We start from the raw sequence: 16,257 nt of genomic DNA, 5'->3' as shown, positions 1-16,257 counted from the left end.
TTCACTCCTCTACGTTGTCACTGAGCTAGAAGGTCAGAAGTTGTTCCTGTTCACCGGGCCAAATCAACATCCCTGCTCGCTATTGCTTCAGCAAACGAATCATTCGGCTCAGGAAACCTTTAACCGAACCCGCTTGATTGTCGGCCGGCAGCTGGTTCAACACAAAATCGTCGGTTAATTCGCCCAGCGACCTCGAAGCCGCGCCTTCCGGAAAAGCGATCGTAAAGGGGATTTGCTTTTTCACCGCTTTGGAAACCGAATTGTCATCCAACACGTATCCGATCGTCGGAATGTCCAAATCCATAAACTGCTTGGCTACCATTCTGATTTTATCCGCAGTTTGCCGCCCTTCCTTCCAATCCGTCACACGGTTGACGACCAACCGGAATTTCACGTCGTAACTCATCGAGTGAACCATTTTGATAATCGCATAAGCATCGGTAATGGAAGTAGGCTCCGGCGTTGTCACCACAATCGTTTCTTGTGCGGCGAGAATAAACTTCAACGTTTCTTTGGACAAGCCCGCCCCGGTATCAAAAATGATGAAATCGACATGTCCGTTCAACTGATTCACTTGTTCCGCGAAATAGTCAAGCTGCTCATCCGTTAGACGAATTAATTCGTTAAAGCCCGAGCCCCCGGCGATGAACTGTATATCATTCGGTCCTTTGTGGATGATATCCCAGACCGTTTTTTCCCGTTTCAACAAGTGGTACAAATTATATTTTGCAGAGATGCCCATCAGCACATCAATATTGGCGAGTCCGATATCCGCGTCGAAAATGAGCACCTTGAACCCTTTTTTCTGGAGCGATAGGGCAAAATTCAAGGTGAAATTCGATTTGCCTACCCCTCCCTTCCCGCTGGTTACGGTGATGATCCGGGTCGCCTTTTCCTGATCGGCGCCCTGATGTTTAATCAGATTCCGCAGCCCTTGGGCCTGATCACTCATGATTATCGTCCTCCAGAATCAGATCGATGATGAATTGTTCTTGCAGCACTCTAATATCGTCGGGGACACTTTGTCCGTTCGCGATATAGGAGATCTGGAGCCCGAATTCGCGAACCAAATTCAGGATTGCGCCGTAGGAGTCAGTTTCGTCCATCTTCGTAAACAACACCTTGTGCAGCTTGAATTTGCTGAAGTTGCTCGTAATGGCTTTCATGTCTTTATATTTGGTTGTCAAGCTGAGCACAAGGAACGTTTCGCTTTTTCCGCTTGATTTCAGCAGCGCATTTAATTCGGAAACGTACATTTCGTTGCGGAAATTGCGTCCGGCCGTATCCATGAAAATAAGATCGCAATCCTTCAAGTTGTCGAAAGCTTTAGTTAAATCCGAGGGCGAGAATACAACTTCAAGCGGTACGTTCAAGATCGTCGCGTACGTTTTCAATTGCTCGACGGCCGCAATGCGGTACGTGTCCGAAGTGATGAAACCGACTTTGCGGTGGTGCTTGAGCACCTGCTCGGCCGCCAACTTGGCAATCGTCGTCGTTTTGCCGACTCCGGTAGGGCCGACAAAATGCGCAATGCGCGTATCGGCCGCTATGGACTTGCTGCCTTCCATTCTCAGCATCGCGAGCAGTTGGCGCTGCAGCGACTGCTTCACGAACGTCTCTGACAATTCAGCCGCCGAGATTACTGCATCTTCCAGCACCTGGGCAATCAGTTCCTGAACAAGATGAGGTTCCACCTCTTGTTCAAGCAGACGCTGCTCGAACCGCTGAACCGCGGGATTCAGTTGTTCGGCACTTCCATGCTGCTGTGAGAGTCTGCGCATCATTTCTTTCATCTGCTTTAATTCTTCCAGGAGCATGTCTTCCTTCGCTTTCACCGGAGCTGCCGCTTGAATGCGCTGAACCGGCATGAGCGGCGCGGGCGCCGCCGTTTGAACCGGTACGAATGATGCCGCCGATTCCGGCGGAAGCACGTCCGGCACTTCGGGAAAAGCAAGAACCGGCTGTTTCTCTTCCCGCAGCGTCTGCGCCCCGTAAGCAGCGGCTACGGTCTTTTTGGCAGACTGAGCGAAGGGCGGAGCCGCAAAGGGAGCTGTCGACTTTGCAGCAACAACGGCAGCCTCGCCCGCGGGCGTCCTGGCTCCTGCGACGGAACCGCCGGGGGAAGCGGTATCCATCGCTGCAATGACTTCAATTTTTTTCTTAGAGAACATCCCCAGAAATCCGCCGGTACGAATTTCTTTGGTGTTGATGATCACTGCGTCATGGCCTAAGTCGATTCTAATCTTTTGCAGCGCATCCGGCATTGAATCCACTACGTACCGTTTCACTCTCATAGATTAACTACCCCCATGCTCTGGATTTCCACGTTAGGCTCCAACTCGCTGTAAGACAATACCGGAATATCCTGCATCGTGCGCTCAAGCAGCTGGCGCAGGTACATGCGGATCGTCGGCGATGTCAGTACGATCGGCTGCTGCCCGGATTGGATCAGTTTGGTCACCTGATCGCTAAGCCGTTGATAGATCACTTGCGTAGAAGTCGGATCGAGTGCCAGGTAGCTGCCTTGATCGGATTGCTGCACCGATTCGGCTATCTTTTTCTCCAGATTCGGGCCTACGGTGATCACCTTTAACGAGTCGCCGATCGACGTGAATTGCTGGGTGATTTGCCGGGATAACGCTTGCCGCACGTATTCGGTCAAAATATCGGGGTCCTTCGTATAGGTGCCGTAATCCGCTAAAGTCTCTAATATCGTAACGAGATCCCGGATCGAAATTTTTTCACGCAGCAGCTTCACCAGTACTTTTTGAACGTCTCCTAAGGAAAGAACATTCGGGATGAGCTCGTCCACCAGTGCCGGGAAGCTTTCCTTGACATTCTCGATAAGTGCTTTCGTTTCTTGCCGTCCGAGAAGTTCGTGAGCATGCTTCTTGATGATTTCCGTTAAATGCGTCGCGACCACCGACGGCGGATCGACCACCGTGTACCCGGAAAGCTCTGCGCGTTCTTTGGTTTGTTCGTCGATCCAGAGTGCCGGAAGACCGAAAGCCGGCTCAAGCGTATCGATCCCGGCAATCGAATCGTCATCGATGCCCGGGCTCATCGCCAAGTAATGACCGAGCAGTAAATCGCCGCGAGCGACGATATTGCCCTTGATTTTGATGATGTATTCATTCGGCCTCAGCTGAATATTATCGCGAATCCGAATAACAGGAACGACGACCCCGAGCTCCAGTGCGCACTGACGGCGAATGAGAATGATCCTGTCTAACAGATCGCCGCCCTGCTGCGTGTCCGCAAGCGGGATAAGGCCATACCCGAATTCGAATTCAATCGGGTCCACATTGAGCAGCCCAATAACGCTCTCCGGACTTCGCACTTCTTCAATTTGCTGCTCTTCCTCGAGCTGCACCTCCTCCGCTTGCTTGCGGTTCACGATTTGCTGCATCCGATAAGCGGCAAAGGCAAGCAGACCCGCAATCGGAAACGTCGTCCAGAAATGGATCGGGGTAAAGAGGCCAAGCGCCGTCACCGTACCTGCCGCGATATAGAGCAGCTTCGGGTAGGAGAAAATTTGCGTTGTCAGGTCATGCGCCAGATTGCCGTCGGACGCAGCCCGGGTAACGATAATACCTGCAGCCGTCGAAATAAGCAGCGCCGGAATTTGGCTCACCAAGCCGTCGCCAATCGTCATAATCGAATATTTTTCGCCTGCTTCGGCGAAAGACATTCCTTTCATGGCGACCCCGATGATCAAACCGCCAATGATATTGATGATCAGCATGATGATGCCCGCGATCGCATCCCCTTTGACGAACTTGCTCGCCCCGTCCATCGCACCGTAAAAGTCTGCTTCGCGTGAAATTTTCTCACGGCGTTCCTTCGCTTGATGTTCGTTGATCATGCCGGCGTTCAAATCGGCGTCGATACTCATTTGTTTGCCGGGCATCGCATCCAATGTAAACCGTGCCGCAACTTCGGCAACGCGCTCGGAACCTTTGGTAATGACGATAAACTGTACGAGTACGAGAATGATAAAGACGACGAAGCCGACAACCAGGTTGCCTGCCGCGACGAATGAACCAAAGGTTTCGACCACATTACCGGCATCGGCGTGTGCCAGGATGTTCCTGGTGGTGGAGACGTTTAGGGCGAGCCTGAACAGGGTTGTAATGAGAAGAAGCGAAGGAAAGATTGAAAATTGCAGCGCATCGGTCGTATTCATCCCGACCAGAATAATCATAAGCGCCAGCGTAATATTCAGGATCAACAAAAAGTCCAACAACCAAATCGGGAGCGGAACGACCATCATGAGAATGATGCCGATGATGCCGATCAATACGACAAGGTCTCTAATTTTCAAAGCCGGTGCCCCCTCTACTTAGTTTTCGTTCGCTATCTTCAGGCCAAGATCACAATGCCTTGCCTTTAAGTTTGTATACATAGGCTAATACTTCGGCCACGGCTTGGAACATGTCGGCGGGAATCGCTTCTCCGATTTCCACCTGAGCGTACAAAGCCCGGGCGAGCGGTTTATTTTCGATCGTAGCGACGCCATGGTCTTTGGCGACTTGTCTGATCTTGAGAGCGACGAAGTCGGTCCCTTTGGCAATGACGGTCGGAGCCTGCATCTTCGAACCGTCGTACTGGAGAGCCACGGCAAAGTGGGTAGGGTTCGTAATGATAACGTCGGCCTTGGGCACGTCCTGCATCATACGCTGCATCGCCATACGGCGCTGTTTCTCCCGAATTTTCCCTTTGATCAGCGGATCCCCTTCCGACTTCTTATACTCGTCTTTAATGTCCTGTTTGGACATTCTCAAATTCTTCTCATGCTCATATTTCTGATACAAAAAATCGAAAATGGCCAGTATGATCAAAATGCCTCCGATTTTCACGCCAAGGTTCAACACGAGCGAAGAAGTAAAAGTCAGAATCTCCTGAAGAGGGAGATGCGCTAGCTGCATAATGTGCGCTTTCTCGCCCCATAAGACCGAATACACGACATAACCGATAATGCTCATTTTCAACATGGACTTCAGAAACTCAACGACCGACCTCATCGAAAACATTCGTTTCGCGCCTTCAAGAGGGTTCATTTTGCTGAATTTCATCATCAGCGGATCGCCCGTGAGGAGGAAGCCGAATTGCAAATAGTTGCCGAGCACGGCTATGACGACCGCGATTACGAAAATCGGGCTTAATATCAGCAGCATCTGCAGCGCCAGCTGCTCGTATAACACCATCATATTGGGCGATGTGAGGTCGACCAGCAGGAAGTCCGTATAGATCGATCGGAAAACGCCGACCAGATGTCCTTTCATGAACCCGCCGAACAAGTAAAACGCCAGGAAGGAAAAAAACAAGATAAAGGCAGCGGGCAGTTCCATACTTTTGGCCACTTGTCCTTGTTTTCTTGCATCTTGTTTCTTCTTGGGCGTCGCGTCTTCCGTCTTTTCCCCGGCAAACAGCTGCAGGTCGAGTTGTAAACGAAGTGCCGCCACGTCCATCCCCCCTTAGGTTTGAAACAATCCGAAGTAGCTCTTGATCGATTCCATCATTTTGGCGAAAATATTGCTGAACAGAGACTCGTAACCAGGAAATAATAAAACCAACATAATAAGGCCGAGCAACAGCTTGACCGGAAGCCCGATCACAAAAATATTGAATTGCGGCGCGACCCTCGCCAGAAGCCCGAGACCGACGTCCGTCAAAAACATCGCAACGATAAGCGGTGCGGCCATTTGGAAACTTAACGCAAATACGCTTGAGAATGACTTCAACATAAAGTCTGAAATTTGCCCGCCATAAAACTTGGCGAACGTCTCGTTGTTTAACGGGATCCATTCATAGCTTCGCATGATGGCTTCGAGCAAATAATGATGACCGTTTAGCGACAGAAACAGCATCGAGGCGACCATAAATTTCAGGTTGCCGATCACCGGGCTTTGCGTTCCCGTCATCGGATCGATGACGTTCGCAATACCGAACCCGATTTGAATGTCAATGAACGATCCTGCAATTTGCACGATTGTGAAAAACATATAGGCGACAAAGCCCAAGCATAAGCCGACCAATATTTCCCGTATAATCAGCAGCACGTACATCGAATCCATAGCAACCGGCGATTGGGTGCCGGCCCCGACAAAAGCGATAAACGCTACGAAAACCGAGATCCCGATTTTAAACTGCGCAGGCACATTTCGACCCGAAAAAATAGGCGCGACCACAAAAAACGAAGTAATTCGACAAAAAAACAGCAGAAATCCAGGGAGATACTGTACGAACCAAGCCATCTACATGTACCTACCCGACGAATTTGTAAAGATTGTTCATAAGATTATAAGTAAAATCGACGAGCGTATTTAGAATCCAGGGTCCGAAAATCAGAATCGAGACGAGCACCATCACGATTTTCGGTACAAAAGCCAGCGTAGCCTCTTGAATTTGAGTCGTTGCCTGAAAAACGCTGATAATCAAGCCGATGACAAGAGCGACCACCATCATCGGAGCGCTGGCCTTTAACGTTGTATAAACCGCTTCGCCGGCCAACCCGATAATAAACTCCGAGCTCAAAGCAAGTCCCTCCTTTTCGGGTCTCGATTACGAATTGAAACTGAGCAGCAGTGAGCGCACGACCAAATACCAACCGTCAACCAGGATGAACAGCAGTATTTTAAAAGGCAGCGATATCATGACCGGGGGAAGCATCATCATCCCCATCGCCATCAAGGTGCTCGCGACAACCATGTCGATGACTAGAAACGGAATGAATACCATAAAGCCCATTTGAAACGCCGTCTTCAGCTCACTAATCGCATAGGCCGGAACGAGCGCGGTCAGCGGCGTATCTTCCACGCCGCTCGGAGGCGCGGCTTTGGTATAGTCGAGAAACAGCTTCAAATCTTTCTGGCGCGTATGCTGAAACATAAATTGCTTCATCGTAATCGACGCTTTATCCAATGCGGCGGTTTGCGTAATTTCCCCCTTCATATAAGGCTGGAAAGCCGTCTCGTTTATTTCACCTAACGTCGGCGCCATAATAAAGAAGGTTAGAAACATCGCCAATCCGATCAGTACTTGATTCGGCGGCATTTGCATCGTACCCAGGGACGTTCGGACGAAACCGAGCACAATGATAATCCGGGTGAAACTTGTCATCATGACGAGGATGGCAGGCGCAAGACTAAGAATCGTAATCAGGAGTATGATCGTAACGGTACCCGACGCATTGTCCGGACTGTTCGCTGTCCCGATATCGATATTAATACCCGGAATCGGATCCGCCGCGAACGCTTGGCCGGAAACCGAGCAGAGCATTCCGGCAAGCAGAAGCAGCGGTAATAATTTGATGAGCTTTTTCATGGTTTATCATTCAACCGATCTGAATTATTGTCTTGCTGGAGCAGCTCCTCCATCATCTTCTTACGGTCCGTCATCTTGGTCTGGAACACGTGCTGGAACGAGGTTGCTTCAATGTCAAGCTCTTCCTCCACCTCTGGCTTCTGTCTCAGCTTTTTCAGCCAGCCGCCAAACGATTCGAACGCCGGCGCCGTCATAGCCGGACCCGCAGTCATCATGTCGCGAATGAGCGCGACCTCCGCTTCGTCTTCAATCTTCTCGAGCAGTTGGATGTTCTCGCCAACCCCCACGATATAGAGCGACTTCCCGATCTCAACGACTTGGATCGATTTGTTTTGTCCGAGAGGCAAACCGCCAAGCGACCGAATGGATCTTCCTGTGAAGTACTTATTTTTTTGAGCAATGATCTTCATAATCACAAAGAAGATGACGATAATGAGAATAAGAAAAAAAATGACTTTGACAATCATCCCGAGCGTGTCTCCGGCTGAATAGATGTTGTCCGGTGAGTCAAAAGGACTCGAACCGGGCGCATCGGTCCCCGTTTCCCCGAAACAAACAGCAGCTAACCACGCCGCTGTTTGCATCCATAGAACGAGAACGGCTAGCAACGTCTTGGTTGCGAGTCTCTTCAAGTGCTCACATTCCCTTCAATTCGTGAAGTTTCGGGTTACCCCAACGTTTTCTTAATGGCTTCGATAACGCGATCCGCTTGAAACGGCTTCACGATAAAGTCCTTGGCACCGGCTTGAATCGCATCGATAACCATCGCCTGCTGCCCCATCGCGGAACACATGATGACCTTGGCGTTGGCATCGATTTTTTTAATTTCTTTCAACGCTTGGATACCGTCCATCTCAGGCATCGTAATGTCCATCGTGATTAGATCGGGACGCAGCTCTTTGTATTTCTCGATCGCTTGTGCGCCATCGTTCGCTTCACCGCAAACCTCGTAACCGTTTTTGGACAAAATATCGCGGATCATCATTCTCATAAATGCTGCATCGTCTACAATCAGAATTCGGTTTGCCATGGGTATACAGTCCTCCTAGAGCGCTATGGTTTAGTATTGTTGCAGTTTTTGAATCCGGTCCCACTGATTTACGATATCCGTGACACGAACACCGAAATTTTCATCGATAACGACGACTTCGCCTTTTGCAATAAGCTTGTTATTGACGAGAATATCAACCGGCTCTCCTGCGAGTTTATCAAGTTCGATAATCGACCCTTGCGAAAGCTCCAAAATGTCCTTGATCACCTTATGCGTGCGACCGAGTTCCACCGTTACTTTCAATGGGATGTCCAAGAGCAAGTTCAAGTTCGTATCTTCGGCAGGCGACAGCTGCGGCGGCGTGAAATTCGAGAACTGCGCAGGCTGAACATTGACGTTACGCCCTGTCGGCATCCCGTAAGCGGCAGGCTGCGGCGCATAGCCCGGCGGCTGCATCATCGGGGGCTGTTGATACATCGGCGCTTGCTGGTACATCGGCTGCTGCATCGGCGGTTCTTGATACATCGGCGCTTGCTGGTACATCGGTTGCTGAACCTGCGGCTGCTGGTATGCATCATTCGAAGGCGCCGCAGGAGGCGGCGTAAGCGTGTCCTGCGCCATCGAGCCCGGAGCAGGCGGAGCAGGCGGAGCCGACGGCGGCGGAGCGGCCGTTTCCTGCATGTCTCCGCCGCCCATCAGGGTGGAGACCATCTCCCGCGCGAACGCGACGGGCAGCAGTTGCATGATCGTGGAGTCGATCAAGTCGCCAATCGTCAAGCGGAATGAAACCTTGATAAAGACGTCTACTTGCGGAATCGATGAAGGTTCGCCGCCCTCTGCCAAATCCAAGATATCGATCCCCGGCGGCGAAATGTTGACGAATCGGTTAAATATCGTCGACATTGAAGTAGCGGATGACCCCATCATTTGGTTCATCGCTTCTTGTACGGCACTGATATGAATTTCAGACAATTCCATATTTTGCCCCGTACCGTCTCCGCCCATCATCAAATCGGCAATCACTTGCGCATCGCGCGTCTTGATGACCAACAGGTTGATGCCGTCAAATCCGTCGACATAGTTAACGTGGACAGCGACATGCGGCTTAGGAAACTCTTCGACCAAGTCGGCTCGGGCAATCACAGAAACTTTTGGCGTGGTGATATCGACTTTCTTACCGAGCAAGGTCGATAAGGCTGTCGCGGCGCTGCCGAATGTGATATTGCCGATCTCGCCTAACGCATCTTGTTCCAGCGACGATAAGTAGTCTTCTACTCTTGGACTCGAGCCGCTCGAAAAACCACCGCTTGACTCGCTTTCGGAAGACTGTCTCAGCAAGGCGTCGATCTCTTCTTGAGACAAATAATCCTTATTATTCGTCATTCTCTTCTACTCCTTCACTGACAATCTCACTGATTTGTATAGCCAGCTTACCGCGGGTCGTACCCGGACTGCCATAAAACTTCAACCTTTCCCCTATCCGTATATGCAGCGGCTCATTTACCGATTTGTTCAACGTAATGACGTCGCCTGCATTTAGGCTGAGAAACTCGCGTACGGATATTTGGGAAGCGCCCAGCTCTGCGATAATCGGCAGCTTTGCCTTATGAAGCCGATTCTGCAAAGCCGTCTGCTCTTCCGGGGCACTCGTCTTCTTCTGGGACACAAACCAGTGATGAACCGACAATCTCGGCATAATCGGCTCAATGACGACGTGTGGAATACATAAGTTGATCATCCCCGTCGTATCCCCGATCTTGGTGCTTAACGAAATTAAGGCAATCGTTTCGTTAGGCGAGACGATCTGCATAAATTGCGGATTTGTCTCCAAAGCTTCCAGCCTTGGGGACAAATCAATGACCGTCTTCCACGCTTCCTGCAAACTTTCAAACGCTCTGCTGAAAATCCGCTCCATGACGATCGTTTCGATCTCGGTTAAAGCGTTAATTTTGGTTGGCGAGGTACCCGATCCTCCCAGCAAACGATCGAGCATGGCAAAAGCCACGTTCGGATGCACCTCGAGCACCATTCTTCCTTCCAGAGGCTCCGCTTCGAAAATGTTCAGGATGGTCATTTTTGGAATGGACCGTATGAATTCATCATAAGGCAGCTGCTCGACCTGGACAACATTTATTTGTACAAAGGTCCGGAGCTGTGCGGAAAAATAAGTCGTTAAATAACGGGCAAAGTTTTCGTGAATTCGAGTTAAGCTGCGAATGTGGTCCTTGGAAAACCGCACTGCGCGTTTGAAATCATAGGCTCGAACTTTTTTCTGAGTTTCTTCCTTTTTAAGTTCTTCCGCATCCATTTCACCGGATGAGAGCGCCGCTAGCAGGGCGTCTATCTCATTCTGCGAAAGCACATCTACCATCTGCGTCACCTCCCGCTTGCTTATTCGCGAATATCCCTCAATCTATTGGAGAACGATATCGGTAATAAGGATTTGATTCAATTTACCTTCGTGTAGCAGTTCATTCATTCTATTCATAAGGGCTGAAGTGAGATTGTCAAAGCCTTTTTTGCCCGAAACTTGTTCCGGCGTCATATCGGCCAACGTTTCAATTACGATTGCTTTCATCCGGCTTTGCTGGAAATCAAACTCTTCTTTAGCCTTCTTGTTTTCAAGTTCAAAGGCAAAGCTTACTTTCACGAACTTCGCGCTTGCCCCGCTCGCCGTGGCCAGGTTTGTCAGAACGTCTTTCATTTCGACCGTATTTTCTTTCACTTGTACCGGTGTTAATTTTTTACCGGATTTTACTTCCCGTACCAATTGCTGCGCTTGGTCTTGGGGATCGGAACTGGATTTATCCATGTAATTCCAGAGAACGAACGCTGCAGTTAAAATTAAAGTTATCGCAATAAGTATAGCTACGACCATGATAAAAATTTTACTTTTAAACAACTTACGACCCCTCCGAATTCAGGCTCTTTATCGTTCCGCCGATGAGACCTACGGTCTGCAAAAAGCGCTGTACCATGGCGACAACTTCCGGCACCGGTTCGAGCACCATTATTTTTTTTCCGGTCACCAAAGTAATCATAGTATCCGGAGTCTCTTCAATCGTCTCAATCAGTAAGGCATTAACCATGATCGGTTTGCCGTTAAGCCGGGTGAGCGTTACCATCGGCTACCTCCGCTTGGGATAGGATCGGGGGAGACCGGCTCCCCCGTTTACTGATACTGAACGTTACTATCTTTTTAAGTTGACTACTTCCTGAAGCACTTCATCTGAAGTTGTGATGATTCTGGAGTTCGATTGGAACCCCCGCTGTGCGATAATCATTTCCGTAAATTCGCTCGTTAAGTCCACATTGGACATTTCAAGCTGACCGGAGATGATAGCTCCCGTTCCCGTCTCCGGATTCGCGGCAGTAGCGGCGCCCAGATCGAGTTCTTCCGTGTTGGAGTTCGGCGTCATCCGGTACATGTTACCCCCGATTTTCTCAAGACCGGCAGGGTTCGTCACTTTAGCAACAGCGATAAGCTGTCCGGTCGGAGTCGCCGTTCCATCGGCAGCAACCGAGATAATCTCCCCGTTCTGGGAGATGGAGAAAGCCGTAACGCCATCCTCCAACGTGACCGCTGTGCCTTCGGTATTCAAGACGAACATCCCGTCCGCATTCACGAGGCGATTCAATGCATCCAGCTCAAAGTTACCGGCACGAGTCAAATATGGGCCGTCGCCTCCGTCTACCATCGAGGAAACCGCGAAAAATCCGTCGCCGTCGATCCGCAGGTCGGTCGGTTTGTTCGTCGTCATCGCGCTGCCCGGCGTATGAATCGTATCAACCGCGGCAACCGTAACGCCAAGACCGATCTGCTTCGAATTCACGCCGCCTCTTTCCTCCGTCGGAGCCGAGACCCCGGCGACCGTTTGGCTCAAAATATCTTTAAACATCACGCGTCCGGTCTTGAACCCGACCGTGTTCACATTAGCGATGTTATTCCCGATAACGTCCAACTTCGTTTGAAATCCTCTCATACCCGAAACACCGGAATAAAGAGATCTTAACATCGATCGATTGCCTCCTAAAGGCTGAACTCGTCAGCCTTGCTTAATGGTGTTACTGGTTGTTTCAGTCGGTCCACAACCAAGGCCTCCGAACTCCGGGCCGGCCTGTTCTTAAGAAATGATCATGGCGCTGTCAATTTGCGTAAACAAGTTGTCTTTCATTGATGCTCCGTCCATTGCGGTAACCACGGTCCGGTTCTTAATGTTCACGATTAAAGCCGTATCGTTAATGAGCATCAACGAATCTTTGGCGCCTTTCGTTGCCGCTTTGTCGATGGCGGACTGGATCTTCGCCAGTTGTTCGGGCTGGAACTGAATGCCTCTTTGGCGCAACCGTTCTTCCGCATGATGACTGAAGCGTACGAATTGGTGGTGCAAGATCGAATCAAACGAAGTCGATGGCGCTTCCCGTCCAGTTCTCGTTTGAGGCGGCTTCGAGAGCGCAGGCGTAACGCCATTCGGAAATAGCTGACCTACCGTCATCCGTTCCGTCATGGTGCCTCTCCCCCTGCAGGTTCCTTTGAAGGAGCCGGGTTGCCGATCTGCGAAATATTTTCGAGCGCGACCTCTTCGCCGTTCACTTTTGCAAATTGCTGATGATCTTTAACGGTAATCGACTCGACAACCCCGGTTTTGGAGTGAGTCGTGCCCTCGTTATCTGCGTAAGACCAAGTAATTTCTTTGCCGATCAGTCCCGATGCGAAGCCTAGAGACTGGCGCAACAATTTCATTTCGCTGCTCATATTCGTCAGCTGCTCGACCGAAGTAAACTGCGCCATCTGCGCGATAAACTCTTTATCCTGCAAAGGCTGAGTCGGATCCTGATTTTTTAATTGTGTAATTAATATTTTCAGAAATTGGTCTTTGCCGAGCTCGCTGCCTTCCGTCTTCTTTTCTGCGCGGTCGACGTTCGCTTTCGAATAATAAGGCCAAATATTTTTCGTGCTGATGTTGGAATCGGCCATGTTGTTCACCTCCTGCTTCCCGCTTATCTCCAACCGCCGTACAGCGCAACTTAGGCGATGACGTCAATCGAACCGTTAACGCCTGTCCGATTGTCTCCTACGCCGGACATCCTTTCCGTCTCTCCAAGTTCATCTAAAGAAGCAGCTTTATTGCTGCCCGAATTTTTCTGCTTGGACGGTTGCTGCGATTGCTGTTGGCGTCCTTCCTGGAACATCCCGGATTGATAGCTTTGGCTTTGACTGACCTCCAGCTTATCCACTTGAATGCCTTGCGTCTGCAAGGTGTTCTTCAATTGGGAGAGCTGTGCCTCCAACATTTCTTTGCCCGCTGCGCTGTCCGCTACGAATTGGGCGATCAGATGTCCGTTTTGCATCGTCAGCTTGACTTCTACATGACCCAAGTGCTGCGGATAAAGAGAAATTTTCGCTTCTGTCAAGCCGTCGGCCGTCGTCCCAAGTACGAAGGAGCTGACGATAAATTGCGTCATATCCTCAGTGAAGGACGAAGCAGGCATATGCAGCGACGCTGATTTCGAAACCATCTGCCCGTTCTGTACTTGTTTCATGAAATCGTGCATCGTCATCGGCTGGGAAGTTCCCGATTGACCATCCTCCGAACGAAGCGGTTCGAATAAAGGCGCTTCCTCTTCGCTGCCGCTTAGTTCGCTCGTCAGCTTTAAGGCATGCTGTGCCAAAGCGAGCGCTTCGAGTTTGTGCATCGGATTGGAAACAACCTGAACTAGCGGAGCGGTTGAAGGATTCTCCGAATCCGTACTCGCTTTCGCTGAAACAGCGGTTTGCACAGCTTGTTGCGTATCGCTTTTCGCTTTATGTAACTCGCCGAATGTTGCGGCCGCCGACAATAACGCAGACGGCAACTCTTTCATCGCTTGTTGCAAGCTCGGATGCAGGGGCCCGCCGGCCATTATTTCTTTAAGCTGCTTTAGTATCTGTACGACTTCGGCTGAAGACAATAACTTCGACTGAGCGTTCGCCGCAGACTCCGAAGCGTCTGTAGCGACTTGCGTCAATAGCGGTATGAACAATTGCGGATTTAACATTTGTTCTTCACCTGGATGAGCTTTTTCTCCGGCCTGCTTCGGATGCTCAGCCGCTTCGCCATCCTTACCGGCACTTGCATCTGTCGATAGCAGAGACGCAAGAAGCGCTTGAAGTTCGGCAAGCCAAGCTTGAAGATCCGGATTGCTTAGCAGCGCGTCGACGTCTTCCTGACGCTCCGTCTGCTCCAGCAATTGAAGGAGACCGTCAATTTGCCCGGCCTGGAGTTCGGTCGACTGTTCGTTCATAACGGAAGCGGCCGCCGCTAACGGGTTGAGCCATTGAATCAAGGCGCTTAATCCGTTCATCCCGCCCTTGGCCTCGCTGCCGGCTTGATTCGCTTCTCCGACAAGCATTCCGGTTAACGTCGTCAAGAACGCACTCCCGCCTGAAGCGGAGCCTTGCGCAGAACCCGCTGAATTGGCGCTTCCGCCTGCAGATGCAGTGCCGCCCAGGGCCACAGATTGAGCTTGAATTTCCATCTTTTCTTTTCACCTCCTTTCAAGCTTCTATTGAGCGAGTCGGGCCGAAATTAAAGCCGCCGTTTCTTTCGATTGATCCGAAATGGCAGAAAGAATTTTCGACCTGCCGGCATTGTCCATGGAATTCAAGATGGAAATGACTTTATCCGGCGTCGTCTTTTGAAGCTCCAGCAGTACCGTCGCAGCGCTTTTCGGCGTCATGTTGGCGAAGGTCGATCCCAGATCGTCCTTGCTAAGCTTGTCGGTCTTGGCTGCCGGCGCTTGCATTGCTTGCAGCCTTTCTTGAAGAGCCGCAAGTTCCGTATCGCGAACGAGCTTCTGATCCTTGATCAAAATGGAAGCTTCCGCCGCCTTCTTCGGATCCATCTTTTCCAAAATTTTCACGCGTTCGTCGTTCTTCATCATACTCAGCACCAGCACTTGTTCGTTCAACGTCAAGTTCTCCAGGATCGGTGCCGATTTACTGGGGGACATCTTCGCATACAGGCTTGCCAGCTGCTGAATTTGTGCCTTATATTCTTCATCCGACTGTGTCTTCGTTTTCATTTGTTCTTCAAGCGAGCTGTTCTTCAACTGAAGCTCTTTGATTTGTTGATCCCGTTGTTGAATCGCCGCCTCCGCTTTTTGCAGATCCTGATCCTTCTGCTGGACGGATGACGTCATTTGCGCAACCTGATCATCCTTCGTCGGGTCGGCCCCCTCCTCTTGGGCCTTCGCCGCCTCAGTCTGCGGTTTCCCGCTATCCGTATCCGACTGAGGATCAGGAATCACTTGGTTGACGACGGGTATTTTATTGGCCGTTTTCAACACATTATTCATCACGTCGTAATCGAAAATCGTCAGCAACACCCCGAGCAAAACGGCCGTAAAAACGAACGGAATGAGGAACCATATCAGAAAACGCTCCATGGCGCCGTAAGATGCGGTTTGCTCTGTGTCTGCGTCTGCCATCTACCGTCACCTCCCCTGCTTAGGCTAAGAAAGCCGTTTATACCGGTTCGTCGCCATTTCATCCAACTGGTCCTGTTCACGCTTCAGCAGATCGGCGGTGAACCGTTGGTACGCCTTCTCTTTCGCTTTGTTCCATACTTTTTCTTCGAGCATCTTTCCATTCAAATCATCCTGTCTCAACTGCACGACCCCTCTCGCCTGCTGAACGTCGCGGTGTTTCGCCTGAATTCGGCCTTCAATGTGATCGACATAACTTTGCAGCAGCATGAGATTGGAAACCGTTGTCCGTCGACCGGATGCTTCATGCAATTGTTCCTGGATATCCGTTTTGGACTGTTGAAGCTCGGAAAGCTTCGACTCCTCTTTACGCATTTGACCGATCGCCTCAGACAAAACCCATTCCGCTTGAGTTTTCTCGTTCTCTTTCAGATCCACGATTTTTTGAAAAGCGTACCGAAAGCGCATCAGTG

At 50.5% G+C, this 16,257-nt stretch carries 19 protein-coding genes; all 19 read right to left on the bottom strand.

The genetic code is table 11. The features are described 5' to 3' along the window. Window positions 1–79: 79 nt before the first annotated feature. The 19 genes from FKP33_RS02900 to fliJ all read right to left on the bottom strand — a co-directional run bounded on the left by FKP33_RS02900 (window position 80) and on the right by fliJ (window position 16,252). A complete protein-coding gene (locus tag FKP33_RS02900) occupies window positions 80–952 on the bottom strand; it encodes a MinD/ParA family protein (RefSeq protein WP_127604527.1) in 873 nt (290 codons plus the stop codon). After that, window positions 945–2,294 (bottom strand): flagellar biosynthesis GTPase FlhF, encoded by a 1,350-nt coding sequence (gene flhF / locus FKP33_RS02895; protein WP_141333898.1) that lies wholly within the window; start codon window positions 2,292–2,294, stop codon window positions 945–947. Before flhF ends, FKP33_RS02900 begins: the two co-directional genes overlap by 8 nt. Further along, entirely contained in the window at window positions 2,291–4,324 is a 2,034-nt protein-coding gene (gene flhA, locus FKP33_RS02890) for a flagellar biosynthesis protein FlhA (protein WP_127604531.1), read from the bottom strand. The genes flhF and flhA overlap by 4 nt, the downstream gene beginning before the upstream one ends. 49 nt (window positions 4,325–4,373) lie before the next feature. Then, window positions 4,374–5,471, bottom strand: a complete 1,098-nt coding sequence (gene flhB, locus FKP33_RS02885; RefSeq protein WP_127604533.1) for a flagellar biosynthesis protein FlhB — start codon at window positions 5,469–5,471, stop codon at window positions 4,374–4,376. A 6-nt stretch (window positions 5,472–5,477) separates the two neighbouring features. Beyond that, entirely contained in the window at window positions 5,478–6,257 is a 780-nt protein-coding gene (gene fliR / locus FKP33_RS02880) for a flagellar biosynthetic protein FliR (RefSeq protein WP_127604535.1), read from the bottom strand. Window positions 6,258–6,267: 10 nt separating this feature from the next. After that, window positions 6,268–6,537 (bottom strand): flagellar biosynthesis protein FliQ, encoded by a 270-nt coding sequence (gene fliQ / locus FKP33_RS02875; RefSeq protein WP_054796996.1) that lies wholly within the window; start codon window positions 6,535–6,537, stop codon window positions 6,268–6,270. Between the two features lie 27 nt (window positions 6,538–6,564). Continuing rightward, window positions 6,565–7,326 carry a flagellar type III secretion system pore protein FliP gene (gene fliP, locus FKP33_RS02870; RefSeq protein ID WP_127604537.1) on the bottom strand — a complete coding sequence of 254 codons (762 nt, stop codon included), beginning with the start codon at window positions 7,324–7,326 and terminating at the stop codon, window positions 6,565–6,567. Further along, the gene (locus FKP33_RS02865) at window positions 7,323–7,958 is read right to left on the bottom strand and encodes a flagellar biosynthetic protein FliO (protein ID WP_236595864.1); all 636 of its coding nucleotides are present in this window, start codon (window positions 7,956–7,958) and stop codon (window positions 7,323–7,325) included. Before FKP33_RS02865 ends, fliP begins: the two co-directional genes overlap by 4 nt. A gap of 35 nt (window positions 7,959–7,993) precedes the next feature. Further along, window positions 7,994–8,356, bottom strand: a complete 363-nt coding sequence (locus FKP33_RS02860) for a response regulator (RefSeq protein ID WP_127604539.1) — start codon at window positions 8,354–8,356, stop codon at window positions 7,994–7,996. Between the two features lie 30 nt (window positions 8,357–8,386). Beyond that, window positions 8,387–9,700 (bottom strand): flagellar motor switch phosphatase FliY, encoded by a 1,314-nt coding sequence (gene fliY, locus FKP33_RS02855; RefSeq protein WP_141333897.1) that lies wholly within the window; start codon window positions 9,698–9,700, stop codon window positions 8,387–8,389. Further along, on the bottom strand, window positions 9,690–10,688 hold the full coding sequence (gene fliM, locus FKP33_RS02850; protein ID WP_127604541.1) for a flagellar motor switch protein FliM: 999 nt from the start codon (window positions 10,686–10,688) through the stop codon (window positions 9,690–9,692). Before fliM ends, fliY begins: the two co-directional genes overlap by 11 nt. A gap of 42 nt (window positions 10,689–10,730) precedes the next feature. Continuing rightward, on the bottom strand, window positions 10,731–11,219 hold the full coding sequence (locus tag FKP33_RS02845) for a flagellar basal body-associated FliL family protein (RefSeq protein WP_127604543.1): 489 nt from the start codon (window positions 11,217–11,219) through the stop codon (window positions 10,731–10,733). A 1-nt stretch (window position 11,220) separates the two neighbouring features. Beyond that, window positions 11,221–11,442 carry a flagellar FlbD family protein gene (locus tag FKP33_RS02840; RefSeq protein WP_127604545.1) on the bottom strand — a complete coding sequence of 74 codons (222 nt, stop codon included), beginning with the start codon at window positions 11,440–11,442 and terminating at the stop codon, window positions 11,221–11,223. 66 nt (window positions 11,443–11,508) lie between these two features. After that, window positions 11,509–12,333: a flagellar basal body rod protein FlgG gene (flgG, locus tag FKP33_RS02835; RefSeq protein WP_127604547.1), complete on the bottom strand. Its 825-nt coding sequence runs from the start codon at window positions 12,331–12,333 to the stop codon at window positions 11,509–11,511. A gap of 108 nt (window positions 12,334–12,441) precedes the next feature. Further along, window positions 12,442–12,825: a TIGR02530 family flagellar biosynthesis protein gene (locus FKP33_RS02830; protein WP_054796993.1), complete on the bottom strand. Its 384-nt coding sequence runs from the start codon at window positions 12,823–12,825 to the stop codon at window positions 12,442–12,444. Beyond that, window positions 12,822–13,295: a flagellar hook assembly protein FlgD gene (gene flgD / locus FKP33_RS02825; RefSeq protein WP_127604549.1), complete on the bottom strand. Its 474-nt coding sequence runs from the start codon at window positions 13,293–13,295 to the stop codon at window positions 12,822–12,824. Before flgD ends, FKP33_RS02830 begins: the two co-directional genes overlap by 4 nt. 50 nt (window positions 13,296–13,345) lie before the next feature. Then, complete coding sequence (locus FKP33_RS02820; RefSeq protein WP_141333896.1) at window positions 13,346–14,836, bottom strand: flagellar hook-length control protein FliK; 1,491 nt, start codon at window positions 14,834–14,836, stop codon at window positions 13,346–13,348. 27 nt (window positions 14,837–14,863) lie between these two features. After that, a complete protein-coding gene (locus tag FKP33_RS02815; RefSeq protein ID WP_054796991.1) occupies window positions 14,864–15,787 on the bottom strand; it encodes a MotE family protein in 924 nt (307 codons plus the stop codon). A gap of 24 nt (window positions 15,788–15,811) precedes the next feature. Then, a complete protein-coding gene (gene fliJ / locus FKP33_RS02810; RefSeq protein ID WP_127604553.1) occupies window positions 15,812–16,252 on the bottom strand; it encodes a flagellar export protein FliJ in 441 nt (146 codons plus the stop codon). Window positions 16,253–16,257 lie beyond the last annotated feature (5 nt).

The sequence above is a fragment of the Paenibacillus sp. tmac-D7 genome, assembly GCF_006519665.1.
GTDB classification, from domain to species: domain Bacteria; phylum Bacillota; class Bacilli; order Paenibacillales; family NBRC-103111; genus Paenibacillus_G; species Paenibacillus_G validus.
This window is presented reverse-complemented; position numbering and strand designations above follow the sequence as displayed.